General features: G+C 69.8%; 18 protein-coding genes and 1 tRNA gene. 2 read left to right on the plus strand and 17 right to left on the minus strand.

Annotated features, from left to right (window positions below; all coding sequences use genetic code 11):
• Window positions 1–78: 78 nt before the first annotated feature.
• The 11 genes from HRL51_RS11950 to HRL51_RS10420 form a co-directional block, all read right to left on the minus strand.
• Window positions 79–1,998, minus strand: a complete 1,920-nt coding sequence (locus HRL51_RS11950) for an ATP-binding cassette domain-containing protein (RefSeq protein WP_172191696.1) — start codon at window positions 1,996–1,998, stop codon at window positions 79–81.
• On the minus strand, window positions 1,998–3,263 hold the full coding sequence (locus HRL51_RS10375; RefSeq protein WP_172191698.1) for a peptidoglycan-binding domain-containing protein: 1,266 nt from the start codon (window positions 3,261–3,263) through the stop codon (window positions 1,998–2,000). Before HRL51_RS10375 ends, HRL51_RS11950 begins: the two co-directional genes overlap by 1 nt.
• Window positions 3,260–4,015, minus strand: a complete 756-nt coding sequence (locus tag HRL51_RS10380; protein ID WP_172191700.1) for a hypothetical protein — start codon at window positions 4,013–4,015, stop codon at window positions 3,260–3,262. The genes HRL51_RS10375 and HRL51_RS10380 overlap by 4 nt, the downstream gene beginning before the upstream one ends.
• Window positions 4,016–4,273: 258 nt before the next feature.
• Entirely contained in the window at window positions 4,274–4,489 is a 216-nt protein-coding gene (locus tag HRL51_RS12035; protein WP_172191702.1) for a peptidoglycan-binding domain-containing protein, read from the minus strand.
• Window positions 4,490–5,052: 563 nt separating this feature from the next.
• Complete coding sequence (gene fbaA / locus HRL51_RS10390) at window positions 5,053–6,108, minus strand: class II fructose-bisphosphate aldolase (RefSeq protein WP_172191704.1); 1,056 nt, start codon at window positions 6,106–6,108, stop codon at window positions 5,053–5,055.
• Between the two features lie 254 nt (window positions 6,109–6,362).
• Window positions 6,363–6,983, minus strand: coding sequence for a TrmH family RNA methyltransferase (locus tag HRL51_RS10395; protein ID WP_244960297.1), 621 nt, complete (start codon window positions 6,981–6,983; stop codon window positions 6,363–6,365).
• Between the two features lie 131 nt (window positions 6,984–7,114).
• A complete protein-coding gene (locus tag HRL51_RS10400; RefSeq protein WP_172119319.1) occupies window positions 7,115–7,786 on the minus strand; it encodes a hypothetical protein in 672 nt (223 codons plus the stop codon).
• A gap of 23 nt (window positions 7,787–7,809) precedes the next feature.
• Window positions 7,810–8,379, minus strand: a complete 570-nt coding sequence (gene pyrE, locus HRL51_RS10405; RefSeq protein ID WP_172119318.1) for an orotate phosphoribosyltransferase — start codon at window positions 8,377–8,379, stop codon at window positions 7,810–7,812.
• A gap of 120 nt (window positions 8,380–8,499) precedes the next feature.
• Window positions 8,500–8,997 (minus strand): thiol peroxidase, encoded by a 498-nt coding sequence (gene tpx / locus HRL51_RS10410; RefSeq protein ID WP_172119317.1) that lies wholly within the window; start codon window positions 8,995–8,997, stop codon window positions 8,500–8,502.
• Window positions 8,998–9,214: 217 nt separating this feature from the next.
• Window positions 9,215–10,099 carry a serine hydrolase domain-containing protein gene (locus HRL51_RS10415; protein WP_172191706.1) on the minus strand — a complete coding sequence of 295 codons (885 nt, stop codon included), beginning with the start codon at window positions 10,097–10,099 and terminating at the stop codon, window positions 9,215–9,217.
• Window positions 10,100–10,114: 15 nt separating this feature from the next.
• Entirely contained in the window at window positions 10,115–10,912 is a 798-nt protein-coding gene (locus HRL51_RS10420) for an NADPH-dependent oxidoreductase (RefSeq protein WP_172191708.1), read from the minus strand.
• A 207-nt stretch (window positions 10,913–11,119) separates the two neighbouring features.
• On the opposite strand from HRL51_RS10420, the gene HRL51_RS10425 reads away from it, so the two are divergent.
• Entirely contained in the window at window positions 11,120–11,890 is a 771-nt protein-coding gene (locus HRL51_RS10425; protein WP_244960167.1) for a 3'-5' exonuclease, read from the plus strand.
• 110 nt (window positions 11,891–12,000) lie between these two features.
• On the opposite strand, the gene HRL51_RS10430 is transcribed toward HRL51_RS10425, so the two are convergent.
• The 3 genes from HRL51_RS10430 to HRL51_RS10440 form a co-directional block, all read right to left on the minus strand.
• The gene (locus HRL51_RS10430; protein ID WP_172191712.1) at window positions 12,001–13,200 is read right to left on the minus strand and encodes a hypothetical protein; all 1,200 of its coding nucleotides are present in this window, start codon (window positions 13,198–13,200) and stop codon (window positions 12,001–12,003) included.
• Window positions 13,197–13,880 carry a dCTP deaminase gene (dcd, locus tag HRL51_RS10435; RefSeq protein WP_172119342.1) on the minus strand — a complete coding sequence of 228 codons (684 nt, stop codon included), beginning with the start codon at window positions 13,878–13,880 and terminating at the stop codon, window positions 13,197–13,199. Before dcd ends, HRL51_RS10430 begins: the two co-directional genes overlap by 4 nt.
• Before the next feature lie 85 nt (window positions 13,881–13,965).
• A complete protein-coding gene (locus tag HRL51_RS10440; RefSeq protein WP_172191714.1) occupies window positions 13,966–14,508 on the minus strand; it encodes a TM2 domain-containing protein in 543 nt (180 codons plus the stop codon).
• 77 nt (window positions 14,509–14,585) lie between these two features.
• On the opposite strand from HRL51_RS10440, the gene HRL51_RS10445 reads away from it, so the two are divergent.
• Window positions 14,586–14,659 (plus strand) — tRNA-Gly (locus HRL51_RS10445).
• Between the two features lie 117 nt (window positions 14,660–14,776).
• Here HRL51_RS10445 and HRL51_RS10450 read toward each other — a convergent pair.
• The 3 genes from HRL51_RS10450 to HRL51_RS10460 all read right to left on the minus strand — a co-directional run bounded on the left by HRL51_RS10450 (window position 14,777) and on the right by HRL51_RS10460 (window position 16,523).
• Window positions 14,777–15,016 carry a hypothetical protein gene (locus HRL51_RS10450; protein WP_172191716.1) on the minus strand — a complete coding sequence of 80 codons (240 nt, stop codon included), beginning with the start codon at window positions 15,014–15,016 and terminating at the stop codon, window positions 14,777–14,779.
• Complete coding sequence (locus HRL51_RS10455; RefSeq protein ID WP_172191718.1) at window positions 14,974–15,486, minus strand: hypothetical protein; 513 nt, start codon at window positions 15,484–15,486, stop codon at window positions 14,974–14,976. Before HRL51_RS10455 ends, HRL51_RS10450 begins: the two co-directional genes overlap by 43 nt.
• Window positions 15,487–15,674: 188 nt before the next feature.
• The gene (locus HRL51_RS10460) at window positions 15,675–16,523 is read right to left on the minus strand and encodes an exodeoxyribonuclease III (protein ID WP_172119257.1); all 849 of its coding nucleotides are present in this window, start codon (window positions 16,521–16,523) and stop codon (window positions 15,675–15,677) included.
• Window positions 16,524–16,554 lie beyond the last annotated feature (31 nt).

Genomic DNA, 16,554 nt, shown 5'->3' on the forward strand with positions numbered 1-16,554 from the left:
GAGAACGGCGACTGGCCCCGGGCCATCCGCCCCGCGAAGGGTGCGAGCGGGGGTAGGGGCGGGCGCCCGCGCACCCGATCACACCCGCAGGGCGTCCGAGGGCTCGATCCGGGATGCACGCCATGTCGCAAGCGCACCGCCGAGCATGCCGACGACGATCCCGCCGACGAGCCCGAACGGCAGCAGCACCGGGTCGAGGACCGGCTGCCACCCGCGTGCGACGGTGACGCCGAGAATCGCGAGGACGGAGGCGTACGCGCCCAGGACCCCGCCGACGAGCCCGATGACGATGCTCTCCACCAGGACGAGCGCCGTCACGTGCGCGCGTCTGCCGCCGATCGCGCGACGCAGTCCGAACTCCCCTGCGCGCTCGTACACGGCCGTCGTCATCGCATTCGTCAGGGAGAGCACCGCCGCGAGCAGGGTGACACCGGTCAGGGTCATGAGCATCGTCGCGAGGTTGGACTCGATGGTCTCGCGCAGCCCCTGAGGGTCGGGCGGGGCATCGACGGAGACCTGCTCGGACGCGCTGGGGATCCAGGCGACGGGTGCCTGGCCCGCGACCTGGGCCGCCGCGCCAGGGTCGACGTGCAGCTCGACGCTCGCCCACTGGATGGGGGCTATCCCAGCGGCGTCGTGCTCCGTGACGATAAGGGAGCTAAGTAGCCCCGCCTGGAGACCGGCTTCGGTCACGACGCCGACGACGCGATGGGGGGCGCCGTCGATCCACAGGACGGGCTCGGCGAGGAGGGGCCCGAGGTTGAGGTCCGCCGCAGCCTGGGAGCCGACGAGCACCTCGCCGTCCCTGAGAGTGTCGAGCACCGCGCCCTGCGTGTCGACGGCGAGGAGGTCGCCGGGCAGGCGTGCGCCCACGACGCCGATGAGGTTGCGCTCGACAGCGCCGCTGGCTCGTGCGCGCTGCGCGGACTGCGGCAGGGTGCTCGCCACGACCTGGCCGTGGTTGACGGTGACGAGGCAGGAACGCACGCCTGCGACGTCACCGAGCCTGTCGAGCGACTCCTCGGAGACTGCCTGGGCGGTCACAGCGGCGCGGGACTCCTCGGTGAGGGCGGGGCTCGTGAGGGTGACCCGCTGGTTGCGCTGCGCGTCGAAGAGCCCGGAGACCTGCGCCTGGGCCGTCGTCGACAGGCCGGCCGTCGTCAGTGCCAGCGCGACACCGAGGGTGACGGAGGCGATGAGGGCCACCGCCCGCGAGCGCTTGGACCACAGGCCCTTCCAGGCGTCAATGAGGCCGTCGACCGGTCGGAGGCGGGAGGGACGCCCCTCCGGGCGGGGCGCCTCGACCGGGTCGCGCGAGCTGACGGCGGGCTCGTCCTCGTGCACGCGCCCGTCGAGTACGTGGAGCCTGCGTGCGGCACGGGCGGCGACGGCGGAGTCGTGCGTGACGACGAGGAGGGTGGTGCCCCGTTCATGGAGCCTCTCCAGCGTCCTCATGACCTGCGCCCCGGTGGCACGATCGAGGTTGCCGGTGGGCTCGTCGGCGACGACGACGGGGGCTCCTGAGGCGACGGCCCGGGCGATGGCGACGCGCTGGCGCTCCCCGCCCGACAACCGCGAGGCCCTCTGCCACTCCTTGTGCGCGAGGCCGACGAACTCGAGGGCCTCGTGGGCGAGCTCGTTGCGTCGCCGCTGCGGCAGGCCACGGTAGAGCGTGCCGAGTGCGACGTTGTCGAGGACGGTGCGGCTGTTGAGGAGGTGGAAGGACTGGAAGATGAAGGCGATGGTCTGGGAGCGAAGACGAGCCCTCGCGGTGTCACCGAGCCGGGTGGTCTCCTGCCCGTTGACGAGGTAGCTGCCGCTCGTCGGTGTGTCGAGGAGCCCGATCTGGTTGAGGAGGGTCGACTTACCGGACCCGGAGGGACCTTCGATCGCCACGTACTCGCCCTGCTTGATGCGCACGGTGACACCGTGCAGGGCGGGGACCGGGACCTCGCCCGCGTAGGTGCGGCACACGTCCCTCAGCTCAAGGAGAGCCATCAGCGGTCCACCCTGACCTGTGTCCCCTCCCGGACACCGGCACCCGCGTCTGGCTCCGCGATGGCGCACGTTCCATTCACACAGGCGAGCCGTGTGACGGGGGTCTGCCGCAGTGAGCCGTCGTCACCGACGGCCAGGACGCTGGAGGTCCCGTCGGCGGCGGTCGCGATGGCACGCTCGGGCAGGATGAGGACGTTCGTGAGAGGCTCGGTGAGGTCGAGGGTGACGAGGACGTCACTGTGGCCTTCCCAGTCCTGCGGGAGGTCGCCGCTCTGAGGGGTGAGGACGGCGCGCACGCCGACGCCGCCCGAGCTGCCGGCGTCTGCGTCGGCTCCTACCGTGCTCTGGGAGGCGCTCGCGTCGGGCCCCTGCGTCTGTGGGCTGACGCTCGTGATGGACACGGGCACGCTCGTCGTGCCGAGGGTGGCAGTTGCCGACATCCCGGTGACCACTCGTGCCGATACCGGGCCGGTGATACTGGTGGTGAGTGTGAGACCGCCGTCGGAGGTGGTGAGGTACGCGTTGTCCCCGGTCAGAAGGGTGCCAACGTTAGGTACGGCAGTGACGGTGACGGGCGTCGTCGGCAGGATGAGGACCTCGCTGAGCGGAAGGAAGACCTCGGTTCGCTGGCTCTGGGAGGCACCGGAGCCGTCCGTGGCCCCGCGCGCGGGGGCGTCGGAGGGTGTCACCTGCGCGGTGGGCTGGGCGCTCGCGCCGGCGGCGGGCGGGGCGTCGGTCGCGGGACGGGTGGGGGCGTCCGCACCCACCGCGTGGTAGAGGCCCGTGAGGGCCCGCACGGTGGCGGTGCCGAGCACGCCGTCGGCGACCAGACCGTAGCCGAGGTCGGTGAGAGCCTGCTGGAGGAGGACGACGTCGTTACCTGTGTCCCCTGGGCCGAGATCCCGGTACAACGGGAACGTTCCGCGCAGGACGATGACGGGGCGGTCGTTGACCCAGGCGGCGACCTGCCCGCTCGTCAGGCTGCCACCCGCGTCGACGCCGGCACGTGTGAGCACGGCGCGTCCCTCCGGGACGGGCAGGGCAACCTTCTGGCTCGTGGCCGCGGCAGCGTTGGCCATGAGGGTCGTACGCTCGGTGAGGTCGCCTCTCGCCACCGTGACGAGCACCGGGCCCGGGGTGGGAGCCTGGGCGGAGGCCTCACGCTGGGCGGGTGACTGGAAGTGGCTGGCCGCCGCCCATGTCCCGGCGACGAGGGCGGCGGCAGTCAGCACGGCGACGAGGATGACGAGGAGACGGTGCCTCACGCCCCGCCCCTCGCGATGATCTGCTCGGCGGTGGCACGCTGCTGCTCGAGCTGGAGACGGACCGGTTCGAGGTCGGCGACGTGCTGCGCAACGAAGTCCTGCCTGAGGTTCCACTCGGCCTCGTAGAGCTGGTCGAACCATCCGGAGGAGCGCCGGCAGGCGGCGTCGGCGGTGGCGACGCGAAGCTCGTCCGCCGTCGGCGCCCCCGTCGTCTGCCAGCCCCAGGCCGCCACGAGGGACTCAGGCGGCTGGGCTCCGGGCAGCCAGGGCCGATCAGGCAGGTCGACGATGCCGAGGGGAGTCATGCACGCGCGCCAGCTCTCCGCGGCCGTGACGAGCTGAGGGGACGAGAAGTCTACCGCGAGCCGATTGAGCCCACTGTGAATACCGCCCTCACCCGCCTCCTGCGGAACAGACGTAGGCAATGGGGAGCCGCCGTTGAGGGCGGTGTCCGCCTCCGTACTGCACTCGTTGAAGTCCGTCCAGAACTCGTCGCTCTCATTTCCGTAGAGACTTCCTCCGGCTGCCGCGATCTTGTCCTCGAGAAGGTCCCGCGGGTCAGGGGCGAGCCGGTAGCCGTACGTGGCGGCGACCGTCTCGTTGAACACGGCGGAATAGCCGTCGGCAGCCTGTGTCTGGGGCGCGGGGGCCGAGGCATCGTGGCGCACCTGGAATGACTCGTGCCCCCGCTCGTGCATGCAGTTCGCCTGGACGACGTCGAAGGCCTGAGCGACGACGGCGAAACTCGTCACATAGGGGTCAGTCGGCAGCGTCCACCGGGTCTGATCCTGAGGCACGTGGACCGGCTGCACGTCGCTGGAGCTACCCGCTGACGTGTCTGCACCCTGCGACGACGTCTCCCCCGGCGAGCCCGAGCAGGCCCCCAGGGCTAAGGCCGCCACGGTCATGACACCGAGCACTCGCGCGCTTGACCTCCACGTGCGCGAGCCCGCACCGTCCACGCCGCTCATCTACGCCGCCTCCATACAGTCACCAGGTCCCGGCCCGCCTCAGTTCCACCGGCCGATGGACCCGTTGGACGCGCGCCAGCGCATGGCACTCCCTGTGTTGGGGCTATAGACGCCATCTGCAGTGAGTCCGTATCGGTTCTGAATGTTGAGAACGGCCCTCCGCGTACCAGAGCCGTAGTAGCCATCGACATCGATGTACTGCCCCTCAGCGGGCGGAGCGGTACTGATACTCACGATACCGGGGAGAATCACCATCGCCAGCAGGCGGACGCTACCTTGAGTGAGATTCTCATGTCGTGATTCCTTGAGGGATGGGGTCCGCACCGTTGCGGACAGGCTGAGTTTACGGCGAGCAAGAAGGCCCGGCAACCGGAACCGCTACCGCTCCCGGGCCTTCGCGCAGTCCCCCTCTGACCGCATTCACAACCTCCCGAGGAAACAAGCGACCGCCGGCGGGCCGCCGGCAGACGGTCGTCTGGAAGGGGAGCGCACAGACGGGCAAGCGAGGCGGCGTCAGGCCAGGCGGGGCCGGCCCCCGCGCTCGATCACCCAAGGTTGCACTCATCTCACAAGGATGCACAGCGGAAACCTTGGGAGATCGGTGCAGCCTTGTGAGCACACGGGGTGGGTGGGCGTGCGCTCGGAAGTGGAGGTGCGCCTGGGGTGGATCGGTGTGGACCACCGTCCGCAGCCATCCTCCGCAGCCACCGTCCGGCAGCACAGCCACCGGCAGACCACGCCGCCCGGCGTCTCGCGGGAGACGCCGGGCGGCGGTCAGGAGGCTGTCCACGCCGTCGGGGCGACGACGCGGAACCGACTCAGTGCTGCTTGGAAGCGGAGCCGACCGAGCCGAGGCGCTCGCAGGCCTCGACCACACGGGCGGCCATGCCCTTCTCAGCGGCCTTGCCCCACGCGCGCGGGTCGTAGGCCTTCTTGTTGCCGACCTCGTCGTCAACCTTGAGCACGCCGTCGTAGTTCTTGAACATGTGGTCGACAACCGGACGCGTGAAGGCGTACTGGGTGTCGGTGTCCACGTTCATCTTGATGACACCGTTGCGCACGGCAGTGGCGATCTCCTCGGCGGTGGAGCCGGAGCCACCGTGCATGACCAGGTCGAAGGGAGACTTCTTGTCCCCGACCTTGGTCTGCAGGCGGTCACCCAGACGACGGGCGACCTCGTCCTGGATCTCGCCCAGGAGCTCCGGACGCAGCTTGACGTGGCCGGGCTTGTAGGCGCCGTGGACGTTGCCGAAGGTCAGAGCGGTGGTGTAACGGCCGTTCTCACCCAGGCCGAGGGCCTCGACGGCGGCCCAGGCGTCGTCAGCGGTGGTGTAGAGGTTGGCGTTCTCCGCCCCCTTGATGCCGTCTTCCTCGCCGCCAACAGCACCGATCTCGATCTCGAGGATGGTGCTCGCCTGCTTGGACAGGGCCAGCAGCTCCTTGGCGATGGCGATGTTGTCCTCGAGGGTCTCGGCGGAGCCGTCCCACATGTGGGACTGGAAGGCGGTGGGCTCACCGCGCTTGGCCTGCTCGACCTCGATCTCCAGCAGCGGGCGCAGCCACGGGTCGATCATGCCCTTGGGGCAGTGGTCGGTGTGCAGGGCAAAGGTGATCGGGTAAAGGCCCTCGATGGCGTAGGCGTAGGCGGACATGGCCAGGGATCCCTTGACCTTGTCGGCACGGGAGGAGCCGGACCAGTAGGCGGCACCGCCGTTGGAGACCTGGACGATGCCGTCAGACTCAGCCTCGGCGAAGCCCTGAAGGGCGGCGGAAAGAGTCTGCGACGAGGTGACGTTGATCGCGGGGATGGCGTAGCCGCCAGCCTTCGCGCGGTCGAGCATGTCGGCGTAGGACTCCGGGGTTGCAATGGCCACTGGATGCCTCCTGAGTATTCAAAGTGCAGTGGTGCAGTACTGATTGTCCCACGGATGGCGGCCGGCGGAAACCGGCTGAACGTCCCGGACACCCCGGAGGCCCACGACACTCCGTTCCTCACCCGGGCGTCGCAGGTGCTCTCATCGTCGCTTTCCACTGTGAACAGTCGATCCCCACGCGGGCGGCGCGGGGATCGACTGTTCACAGTGGAAAGCGATGCAATGCCGTCGTCGCCCGGTGCGGGGACACAGCCTCAGTCCGGCGCAGGGCCGGCGTGCTGGAGCACCCAGCTGTGCATGGCGATCGCCGCGGCTGCCGCCACGTTGATCGAGCGGGTCGAGCCGTACTGCCCGATCCGCAGCAGACGGGTACAGCCGGCACGCAGCTCCTCACTGATCCCCTCTCCCTCTGAGCCGAAGACCAGCAGACAGCGCTCCGGCAGCCCGACGCGCTCGATCTGGACCGAGCCCGGTCCGTTGTCGATCGCGATCGGCTCGTAACCGGTCTGCGCGGCCCACTCCAGCAGGCCACCGGGCTCAGGGTGGTGACGCACGTCGAGGTAGCGGTTAGTGACCATCGCCCCGCGCTTGTTCCACCGGCGTCGGCCCACCACGTGCACGGCGCCGACGTTGAAGGCGTTGGCAGTGCGCACGATCGAGCCGATGTTGAGGTCCTGCGTGACGTTCTCGATCGCCACGTGCAGCGGATGCGCCCGAGCGGCCAGGTCCGCACGAACCGCCTCGACGCTCCAGTACCGGTAGCGGTCAACGACGTTGCGCCGGTCCCCCTCACGCAGCAGGTCCCGGTCATAGCGTGGGTCCGTCGGCCACGCCGCCTCTCCCCCGGGCCACGGGCCGACGCCGACCTCCCGCACGTCCGCCGGGCGGTCCTGCTCGGGTGGGAGGGCCGCCCAGTAGCCGGCGTTGTCACGCCCTGCGGACCAGCCGCGACGCTGCGCCTCATCAGGCAGGTCCGAAGCCCGACCACCCAGCCTGTCCTGACCGTTCACAGGACGTCGACCGTGTGCAGCACGCCAGGGTGCTCCGGCGTGAAGCCCTGGGCCGGTTGGCGCCCCAGACGGCGGTTCCACAGGATGTTGAAGGGGCTGGCCACCAGCCGGTTGTACCCCAGCACGAGCTCGCTGTAACGGCGTCCCACGGTCTCCACCTCCTCCCAGGCTGCCGCGTACTCGGCCACCGCACCGGCGAGGGGATCGGAGTCAGGCACGGCAGCGGCGTCGCCTGCCCCGCTCGGGGCCGCCATGACGGCGCCCATGGCCTCGTGAAGGCTCTCCTCCCGCCGCGCACGCTGCGTGGGAGTGCCGGTCATGGTGGCGAAGGCGACGGCGGACTCGGCACGCTCGCGGGCGCCGTCGGTCAGCAGGCCGCGCGCGTCTGCCTGACGCACCAGGTCCTCGGCAGCACGGTGGTGGCGGATAAGGACCGCCTCCAGGCCGCGCCAGAACTGGTCGATCGTCTCCCCGGCAGCGTACAGCCTGCGGCCGTGCCGCCACACGAGCCCCAGGCACCCGACGGTGAGCAGGAGCAGCACACAGACCACGAGTCCAGCAACCGCCTGGCCGGACCAGCTCTCAGCGGGCGCAGGCTGTGGCCCGGACGCGGCAACCGGCTGCCAGGCTGCGGTCAGCCCCGCCCTCAGGCTCGACACGATCAGCACGGCCACGCCCCAGGTACCGGACCTCAGCGCAGGCCTAGGTCATCCAGGTCGAGCGCGGCGTAGTAGGGCAGGCCGGCGGCCTCGACGCGCTCACGGGCGCCTGTGTCACGGTCGACGATGACGGCGACCGCGCGCACGTTGGCGCCTGCCTCACGCAGGGCCTCGACCGCTTCCAGCGGGGACCCACCGGTGGTAGAGGTGTCCTCCAGGACGACGACGTCTCGTCCGGCCACGTCCGGTCCCTCGATACGACGCTTCATGCCGTGGTCCTTGGCAGCCTTGCGGACCACGAAGGCGTCCAGGTCGAGCCCGCGCGAGGCTGCGGCGTGGAGCATCGCGGTCGCCACAGGGTCGGCCCCCATGGTCAGGCCACCGACCGCCGCGATCTCGTCAGTACCTAGGCCGGCCTCCTCGAGCATGTCGAGCATGACGTGGCCGATGAGCGGGGCCGCCTCATGGTGGAGGGTGGCGCGGCGCATGTCCACGTAGAAGTCGGACTCCAGTCCGGACGCGAGGGTGACTTTGCCTCGCACCACGGCGAGGTCGTTGACGAGCTGGGCCAGGCGGGCACGGTGGGAGTCGTTGGCGATCACGTTCCTAAGGGTAGGCGACGACGGCGCCAAGCCCCCTCCTCCTGAGGTGAGATCGCGCCTTCAGTGTGGGAACGAGTCTGTCGCGCTCGTTCCCACACTGAAGACGCGATCTCAGCAGGGTCAGGCGAGAGCGGCGATCGCAGCCTCGTAGTCAGGCTCCTGGCCGATCTCGGGAACCTGCTCGGTGTAGGTGACCTTGCCGTCCGCGTCGATGACGACGACGGCCCGCGAGTACAGCCCGGCAAGCGGGCCGTCAGCCATGGTCAGGCCGTAGTCCGCCCCGAAGGTGGACCGGAATCCGGAGGCGGTGACGACGCCGTCGAGCCCCTCGGCGCCGCAGAAGCGAGCCTGGGCGAAGGGCAGGTCCATGGACACGCACACCACGGTGGTGTTGTCCAGCTCGGCCGCACGCTTGTTGAATTCACGCACGGACTGGGCGCACACGCCCGTGTCGACGGAGGGGAAGACGGACAGGACGACGCGGCGGCCGGCCAGCTGCTCGCTGGTGACCGACGCGAGGTCCGCGCCGACGAGGTCGAAGGCCGGGGCGGCCGAGCCGATGGCGGGCAGCTCGCCCACGGTGGAGACGGGGTCGTTGTGCAGCGTGATTGAAGCCATGCACCCAATCATCTCATTCAATGAGTTGCAGCACCAGGGATCACAGTAACTTCTCGGTTCCGTCTGCCGAGACGGGGGGGCGCATCAACGCCCCTCCCCGCGGACAACCTTTTCGTAAGCTGGACAACCAAGAACCAGGGTTTTGCGTTGTCCAGCTTACGAAAAGGTTGTCCGTCTTGGAGAAGAGGTGTTAGCTGCAGCGACGCCCGCACCCGGCTTAGAAGGCGAGCAGCTGGTCGTTCAGCGCCGGCCACGCCTCCACGTGCATCCGCCCGAAGGGCCGGGCTCCCAGGAACACGGCCTGTCGTCCGGCCACCGGGTCCACCCAGACGAAGGAACCAGCCTGGCCGAAGTGGCCGAAGGTCTGCGGGCTGTTGCCCGATCCCGTCCAGTGCGGCTGCTTGGTCCCACGAATCTCCAGACCCAGCCCGAAGTCGTTGGGAGACTGCCGCCCGTACCCCGGCAGCACGCCGTCGAGCCCGGGGAAGACGACGGAGCAGGCCTCCTGGGCCAGCGACGGTGACACGAGCGTGGGCGCAGCCAGCTCGCGGGCGAAGAGTGACAGGTCCTCGGCGCTGCCCTGGCCGGAGTAGGCCGGCGAGCCAGGCACGCTCACGCTCGCCATCCCCAGCGGCTCCAGAACCGTGGTCTCCACCCACTCCTCCAACGGCGTGCCAGTAGCCTCGACCAGACGCCGCCCCAGGATCTCGATACCGCGGTTGGAGTAGACGCGTCGGCGCGCCGGCGGGGCCAGCACGGCGTCGGAGTCAAAGGCGATGCCCGAGGAGTGGGACAGCAGGTGACGGACGGTCGCACCGGGCAGCGCAACCTGGTGGCTGCTTCCCCCACCGGCACCAGACCCGTCGTCGCGTCCCGCGCCTGGCGTGGCGGGGTCGTCCAGGCTCAGCAGCCCTCGCTCGACGGCGACCAGCGCGCTCCAGGCGACGATCGGCTTGGTGACGGAGGCGAAGGGGAAGACCTCGTCGGTCTCGCCCGCCTGGGCCAGCACCTGTCCGCCACCGGTCAGCACCAGGCCCACCGGGAAGCTGAAGGCCTCCAGCGCAGGCAGGACCCGGCCGTCGTGCGTAGCAGAGTCAGTCACGCGGTCACCTCCGGCCTAGTCCAGGCAGAGCCTCTGCTCGTGAAGCACCTCGGCCACCGGGAAGGCCGAGGAGCCGCCCTTGCCCAGGGCACGTGCGATCTGGGTGGTGAAGGAGTCGACGCGGCGGCCGGTGTCGCGCATGTCGTAGTACTGCTCGACGACGTCGTCGTAGGCCGCGAGCGCCTCCTCGTGCAGCCCCAGGTCCGGGTAGGAGTTGGTGCCCACGGTGATCTCACGCGGCAGGCGCGGCTTGAACTGGGGCTCCTGCCCGGGGTGGCCCACCATGAGACCAAGCAGGGGGTAGGTGCGGTCGGGCAGGCCGAGGGCTGAGATGACGCGACGCGGGTCGGCGCCGATCGAGCCGAGGTAGGTGGTACCCAGCCCCAGCGACTCTGCCGCGACGACGACGTTCTGCGCCGCGATCACCACGTCCTCCACGCCCTGGAGGAACAAGGTGGTGCGCTCCAGCGGCTCCAGGGACGCGCCGGCACGCTCGCGCAGGACGGCGTTGCGGTGGAGGTCGACGACGAAGACCAGCAGCTCCCCGTTGGTGCCGCCTACGTAGGGCTGGCCGGAGACCTCACGCAGCTCCTCGCGCAGGGCCGGGTCGGTGACCCGGATGATGGTCACCTGCTGCTGGAACGAGGAGGTGGCCGAGTGACGGGCGACCTCCAGCAGGGTCTCCATGACCTCGGGGCTGACCGGCTCGTCGGTGTAGGCGCGGATGGTGCGGTGGGCAAGCTGGGAGCGGATCGTGCTGTTGAGGACCGGGGCCCCAGGAGCGGTGCGCAGGGCGGATGCGGCGTCAGTCATGAGGCGAGCCTAACGCCGGGCGCCAGACCCGTGCCGAGAGCCAGCCTCCGTCAAAGGCCCACTCGACCGCCTATGCGCCGGCCGACCGCCTGTTCCCCGGCCGACCGCTAGACTCGCGCCCCTGCAGTGGTCGGTGGAGGCACGGGTGGTCCGTCGGCGCGGAGGTGGTTGGCGGAGGTACCCACAGTCCCGGATAGCATGTCAGCGATGCCCTTCTACCGTCGTTCACGCAGACTTGGCCCTCTCCCCACAGTCGGCCCAGCGCCGCGGTCCGCCACCGCGCCGGCCCCGCAGCCAGCTGACCCCTGCGAGGTGGGCTACGCCGTCGTCGACCTGGAGACCACGGGACTGTCCCCGACCACTGACTCGATCCTGGAGATCGGACTGGTTCTGACCGGGCCCGACGGCCTGCCCCAGCGCGAGTGGTCGACCCTCGTCAACCCGGGCGCGGGCCCGGACGGAACGATCGAGGTCGGCCCGACCTTCATCCACGGGCTGCGACCTACCGACCTCACCGACGCACCAGGCCTAGACGACGTCGCCGACCTCCTGGCGCGTGACCTCGCCGGCCGGGTGGTCGTAGCGCACAACGCACGCTTCGACGTCGGCTTCCTGACCCAGGCGCTAGGCAGGCGCGGCCACCTCGCACGCGGCGCACGCGTCCCGCGCGTGTGCACGATGGAGTGGGCGCGGCACTTCATGACCACGCCCTCGCGGCGGCTGACCACGTGCTGCGAGGTGGCTGGCGTCGAGATCGGCCGCCATCACAGCGCGCTGGACGACGCCCAGGCCGCTGCCGGCCTGCTGCGCCACTACATGTCCGTAGGCCGCGAGCGCGGTGAGGAGGCGCTGGCGTGGTCCCGCACGCTCGCCGACGCCGCCGCCTTTCGCGGCTGGTCGTGGGACGACGGCGCGGCCCGCCTCCAGGAGCAGCACCTGGCCCCGCGCCCGGGCCCAGGCGTGCCGCGCACGCGCTGACGCAGCCCGTTCTGCTCTGCGGACAACCTTTTCGTAAAACGGACAAGGTAAACCTGCGGATCTTGGTTGTCGAACTTACGAAAAGGTTGTCCACCGGAGAGGAGAGGGAGTTACAAGGAGACCAGGAACCCGTCCTCGTCCAGGGCCTGGCCGCCGGCGGCCTCGATCAGAGCGCGGGCCGCAGCCTCGATGAGCGCAGCAGCCGCCTCACGCTCGCCACGACGCGTACGCGTCAGCCGAGCAGGGTCACGATCAGCCAGGTCCAGCGGCCGCCACACGATCTGGTGGACGACGACGCCCTGCACGGCCCACGGCTCCCCGGCCACGGCCAGCGGCACGTACTCGGCCGCCTCGACCTGGACCTCGACGTGCCCCCAACCGGGACGGTCCTCGTCCACCGGAGCGACGACGGCGTAGCCCGTACGCACCTCCTCCAGCGGCAAGCCCGCTCGGGCCGCCCCGGCTGCGGCCGCCGCAGCCTCCTCCTCACGCTGCCGGGCGGCGGACCACGCCCGGTCCAGGCGCTCAGCCCCGAGCAGCTCAGTCAGCCGGTCCAGCTCCTCCTGGGGAACGGCAGCCAGACCCGTCGGCCCCTCGGGCGCCTGCGGCACGAGCTGAGGCCGGGCTCCGGGTAGAACCGGCGCGAGGACGGCCTGGCAGGCGTCGGGCGTCAGCCACACCGGCGCGTAGACGTCGAGGTTGACGCTGGTACCTGGGTCAGGCTGGACGAGCACGCCCACGCTCGGCCTGCTGGCGACGTGCGGCCGGCCGCCCTGGACCCGCCGACCGGCCGGCTCACCCGCACCGGCCCCGTTGCCCGCTCCTGCAGGCGCGTCTCCACGCAGCAGGATCGCCCCGGCCAAGCGGCGGGCGATCGCCTGCAGGCGCGTCAGGGCCACCAGCTCCGTGCCGGCTGGCTGAGCCAGCGGGAACGCGTCCGCCACCGGGTCGGTACCCGCCAGCTCAGGCGGCAAGGCTCCCCGACGCTCCGGCTCGCACTCCAGGATCATGAGGCTGGCCGCCCACTCCGGCAGCCCTATGAGCGCACGCAGCTCGCTGTCGAGCGGCCAGGGGCCCTGCAGCTCAGCGCCGGGAAGCAGCTGAAGGCGTGCGGCCCCCACCCACCCCGCCTGGACGTCCTGGGACACCGCGAGGGCCTCGACCTCCTCGGGGGTGACGTCGTCGGCCAGGACGAGGGCGTGCCGCTCCTCCAGACGACCCACCGGAAGCATTCCGGCCACGGAGAAGGTCAGGGTGTCCGTGGGCAGGGAGACTGACAGGTCCGGCTGGCGCTCGACGTCGCCGCTCATGCCTGGCCCTGGCTCGCCGCCGCTCGCGCACCACCCTCGCGGCCGCCACCGTGGGAGGGCAGGTCCGAGAAGGAGGCGACGCCGTCGGCCAGCGGGCCGGGGTCCTCGATACGCGTGCGCAGGAAGCTGCGGTAGGAGCGCGAGGCCGTGGGGCCGCGCTGCCCCTGGTAGCGAGAGCCCGTAGCGCCGGCGCCATAGGGCGCCTCAGCCGGGCTGGACAGGCGGAAGAAGCACAGCTGGCCCACCTTCATACCGGGCCAGAGCTTGATCGGCATCGTCGCGGTGTTGGACAGCTCCAGCGTGACGTGCCCGGTGAAGCCGGGGTCAATAAAACCGGCGGTGGAGTGGGTGAGCAGGCCCAGGCGCCCCAGGCTCGACTTGCCCTCCAGACGCGCGGCGACGTCGTCAGGCAGGGTGACGCGCTCGTAGGTGGCGCCCAGGACGAACTCGCCGGGGTGGAGGATGAAGGGCTCGTCGGGGCCGACGTCCACCAGGTGGGTCAGCTCAGGCTGGTCGACCGCGGGGTCGATGACCGGGTAGCGGTGGTTGTCGAACAGACGGAACCAGCGGTCCAGGCGCACGTCGATAGACGCAGGCTGGATCATCGAGGGGTCGTAGGGGTCCAGGCGTACGCGTCCGGCGTCGAGCTCAGCGCGAATGTCACGATCAGAGAGCAGCACGGGACTGATTGTGCCAGCCGCGGCTGGGTAGGGCACGAGAATCGGGACGACGACGGCGCCTACCCGGCCGTCGCAGCCACAGGCCTCACTCCTTGAGCGGAACGCCCCGGGCGTCCGTGCCCCACGGCTGCGCGCCGGGCTGAGCGGTGAGGATGAGGATTCCCTCGACAATGCCCCAGATCGCAGAGACCCATGAGAGGAAGCCCAGCGAGATCAGGGAGATCAGCAGCTGGGTGACAGCCTTGCCGGTGTTCCCGAGGTAGAAGTTGTGAATACCTAGGCCTCCCAGGAAGATTCCGAGCAGGCCCGCGGCCAGCTTGGACTTCTGGTTGTCCACGTACCCGGGCTGGGCGTAGCCCTGGGGATAGGCCTGAGCACCCTGGGCGTAAGCCTGCTGAGCGTAGGTCGGGTCCGTGTAGGGCTGCTGCTGGGTATAGGGCTGCTGGGCGTACGCAGTGTCGGTGTAAGGCTGCTGAGCGTACGGCTGCTGGGAGTATCCCGAGACCGGCTGCCCGTAGGCCTGGGCATTGACCTGACCAAACTGGTCGCTACCGGCGTCCGCCGACGCGGAGGACAGCGGGGCCGATCCCGAGGACAGGGGATCGGAGGGCTGGGGTGTGGTGGTCATTGCTGCCTCTCGGTCATTTGCAGAACAGGGTCCTACGTAGGGTATGCTGCTCCCGCACCTCACCGCACGGTGAGCACGCGGGTGTAGTTCAATGGTAGAACTTCAGCTTCCCAAGCTGACAGCGCGGGTTCGATTCCCGTCACCCGCTCCACGGGTTTCCGTTGAGACGGCGCCGCAGTCCCCTCAGGCGACTGGCTCGGCGCAGGCGACGGCACCGCAGTCTTCTTCCGCTGTGCGTAGCAGGTGGCGTTCCTGACGACCTTCTCGTTCACGTCGAGGACCACACCGCTGCCGTCAGCCTTGCTGTTCCAGCCGTGAGGGTGTAGGTCGCCTCAACCATGCCCAGGTCCTTCTCCCCGGTGTCCCCGTACTGCGTGGAGTTCTTGTCGAAGTACAGGTTCGGGTGCACCGTCACCTTGACCTGCTTGTAGACGGCCTCGCCGCCGTCAAGGCTGAGGAAGAAGGTCACCGGGTAGACCCCTGGTACCTGGTTGTCGACCTCGGACACGACCGAGACCGGACGCGGCGCTGCTCCGGCTTGTCCTCCTCCGTCGTCGTCACGGACCCGAGGTCAGAGCCGCCGTTCGCGAGCTGGGTCAGGTCGTAGGAACGGATCCACTCCAGCGAGTGGCTCGCCTTGTAGTCGTCTCCCACCCGGATCTCCAGGTCATGGGCCTCGATGTACTGGAAGATCTCCACGTGGATCGTGCCGTTGCCGCTCACACCTCCGTCAACCGGCACCGTCACGTCAGAGCCCGGAGTCACGATGGTCGCACCACCCAGACCCGCCGGACCGTATCCGTAGACGTCAGCCAGACGACTGGCCGAGGGGTTGGTATCGAACCGCCCGTCATAACCGACGTTGTTCACCGACCAGCCGGTCTCCTCAAGGTTCTTCTTGACGCGGGTCAGGTCGAGGTTCCACAGACCACCGGTGAACAGGGCGGCGTCAACTGTCCAGCTGGTAGGCAGGCGCACCCAGCTCACTCCCCACTTTCCCCTTTGCTCACGCCGTAAATCCCCACGGGTACGCCGTAGGCACGCAGGGGACCAAGGTCTCACCACGCCTCCTGGCAAGCACAGCCAGACCTCCGCAACAGCCTCACCGTGTACGTGGGCCCCACGTCCCGCCCAGCAAGGCGAAGGGCGCACCGGCCCCGGCTCGGTCAGTCGATGTCCACGATCACCGGAACGTGGTCCGAGGCCCCCTTGCCCTTGCGCTCGTTCCGGTCGATCGCGGCACCGCTCACCCGCGACGCAAGCGTCGGTGACGCGTAGACAAAGTCGATCCGCATGCCCTCGTTCCGTGGAAAACGCAGCTTCTGGTAGTCCCAGTACGTGTAGTTGGTGACCCGCGAGCGCGTCACCTCCTCCATGCCTACCTCCTCAAAAGCCGCAAAGGCTGCTCTCTCCGGGCTCGACACGTGAGTCGCCCCCTCGAAGGCGGCCATGTCCCACACGTCCTCGTCGCGCGGGGCCACATTCCAGTCACCCACCAGCGCCAGCGGGAGGTTCGGGTCCTCGTCCAGCCAGGCGGCCACGTTCTCGCGCAGGGCACGCAGCCAGTCCAGCTTGTAGGTGTAGTGCGGGTGGGTGAGCTCGCGACCGTTGGGGACGTACAGGCTCCACAGCCGCACCGGGGCACAGGCGCGCGCTGCAACGCCGGGCACGGACGCCGTCGTCGAGGCCGGCCGGCCACCCACCGTCACCCCCAGGGCACGGGCCTCAACCACCGCACCGCCCAGGGACGCCGACTCCCAGGTCGGCTGGTCGGGGAAGGAGGTGACGACGTCGGACAGCCCCACCCGGGAGGCCACGGCCACACCGTTCCACTGGTTGAGGCCGTGGACGGCCAGCTCGTAGCCTGCGGCCTCAAAAGGCTCGCGAGGGAACTGCTCGGGCTTGCACTTGATCTCCTGCATCGCCAGGACGTCAATGTCCTCGCGCTCCAGGAAGGCGATGACGCGGTCGACACGAGTGCGGACGGAGTTGACGTTCCAGGTAGCCAGGCGCATGGGGGCAGGCTAGCCGAGCCGGGTACCACCC

Origin of the sequence: Actinomyces faecalis (assembly GCF_013184985.2) — a bacterium.
Taxonomy (GTDB): Bacteria; Actinomycetota; Actinomycetes; order Actinomycetales; family Actinomycetaceae; genus Actinomyces; species Actinomyces faecalis.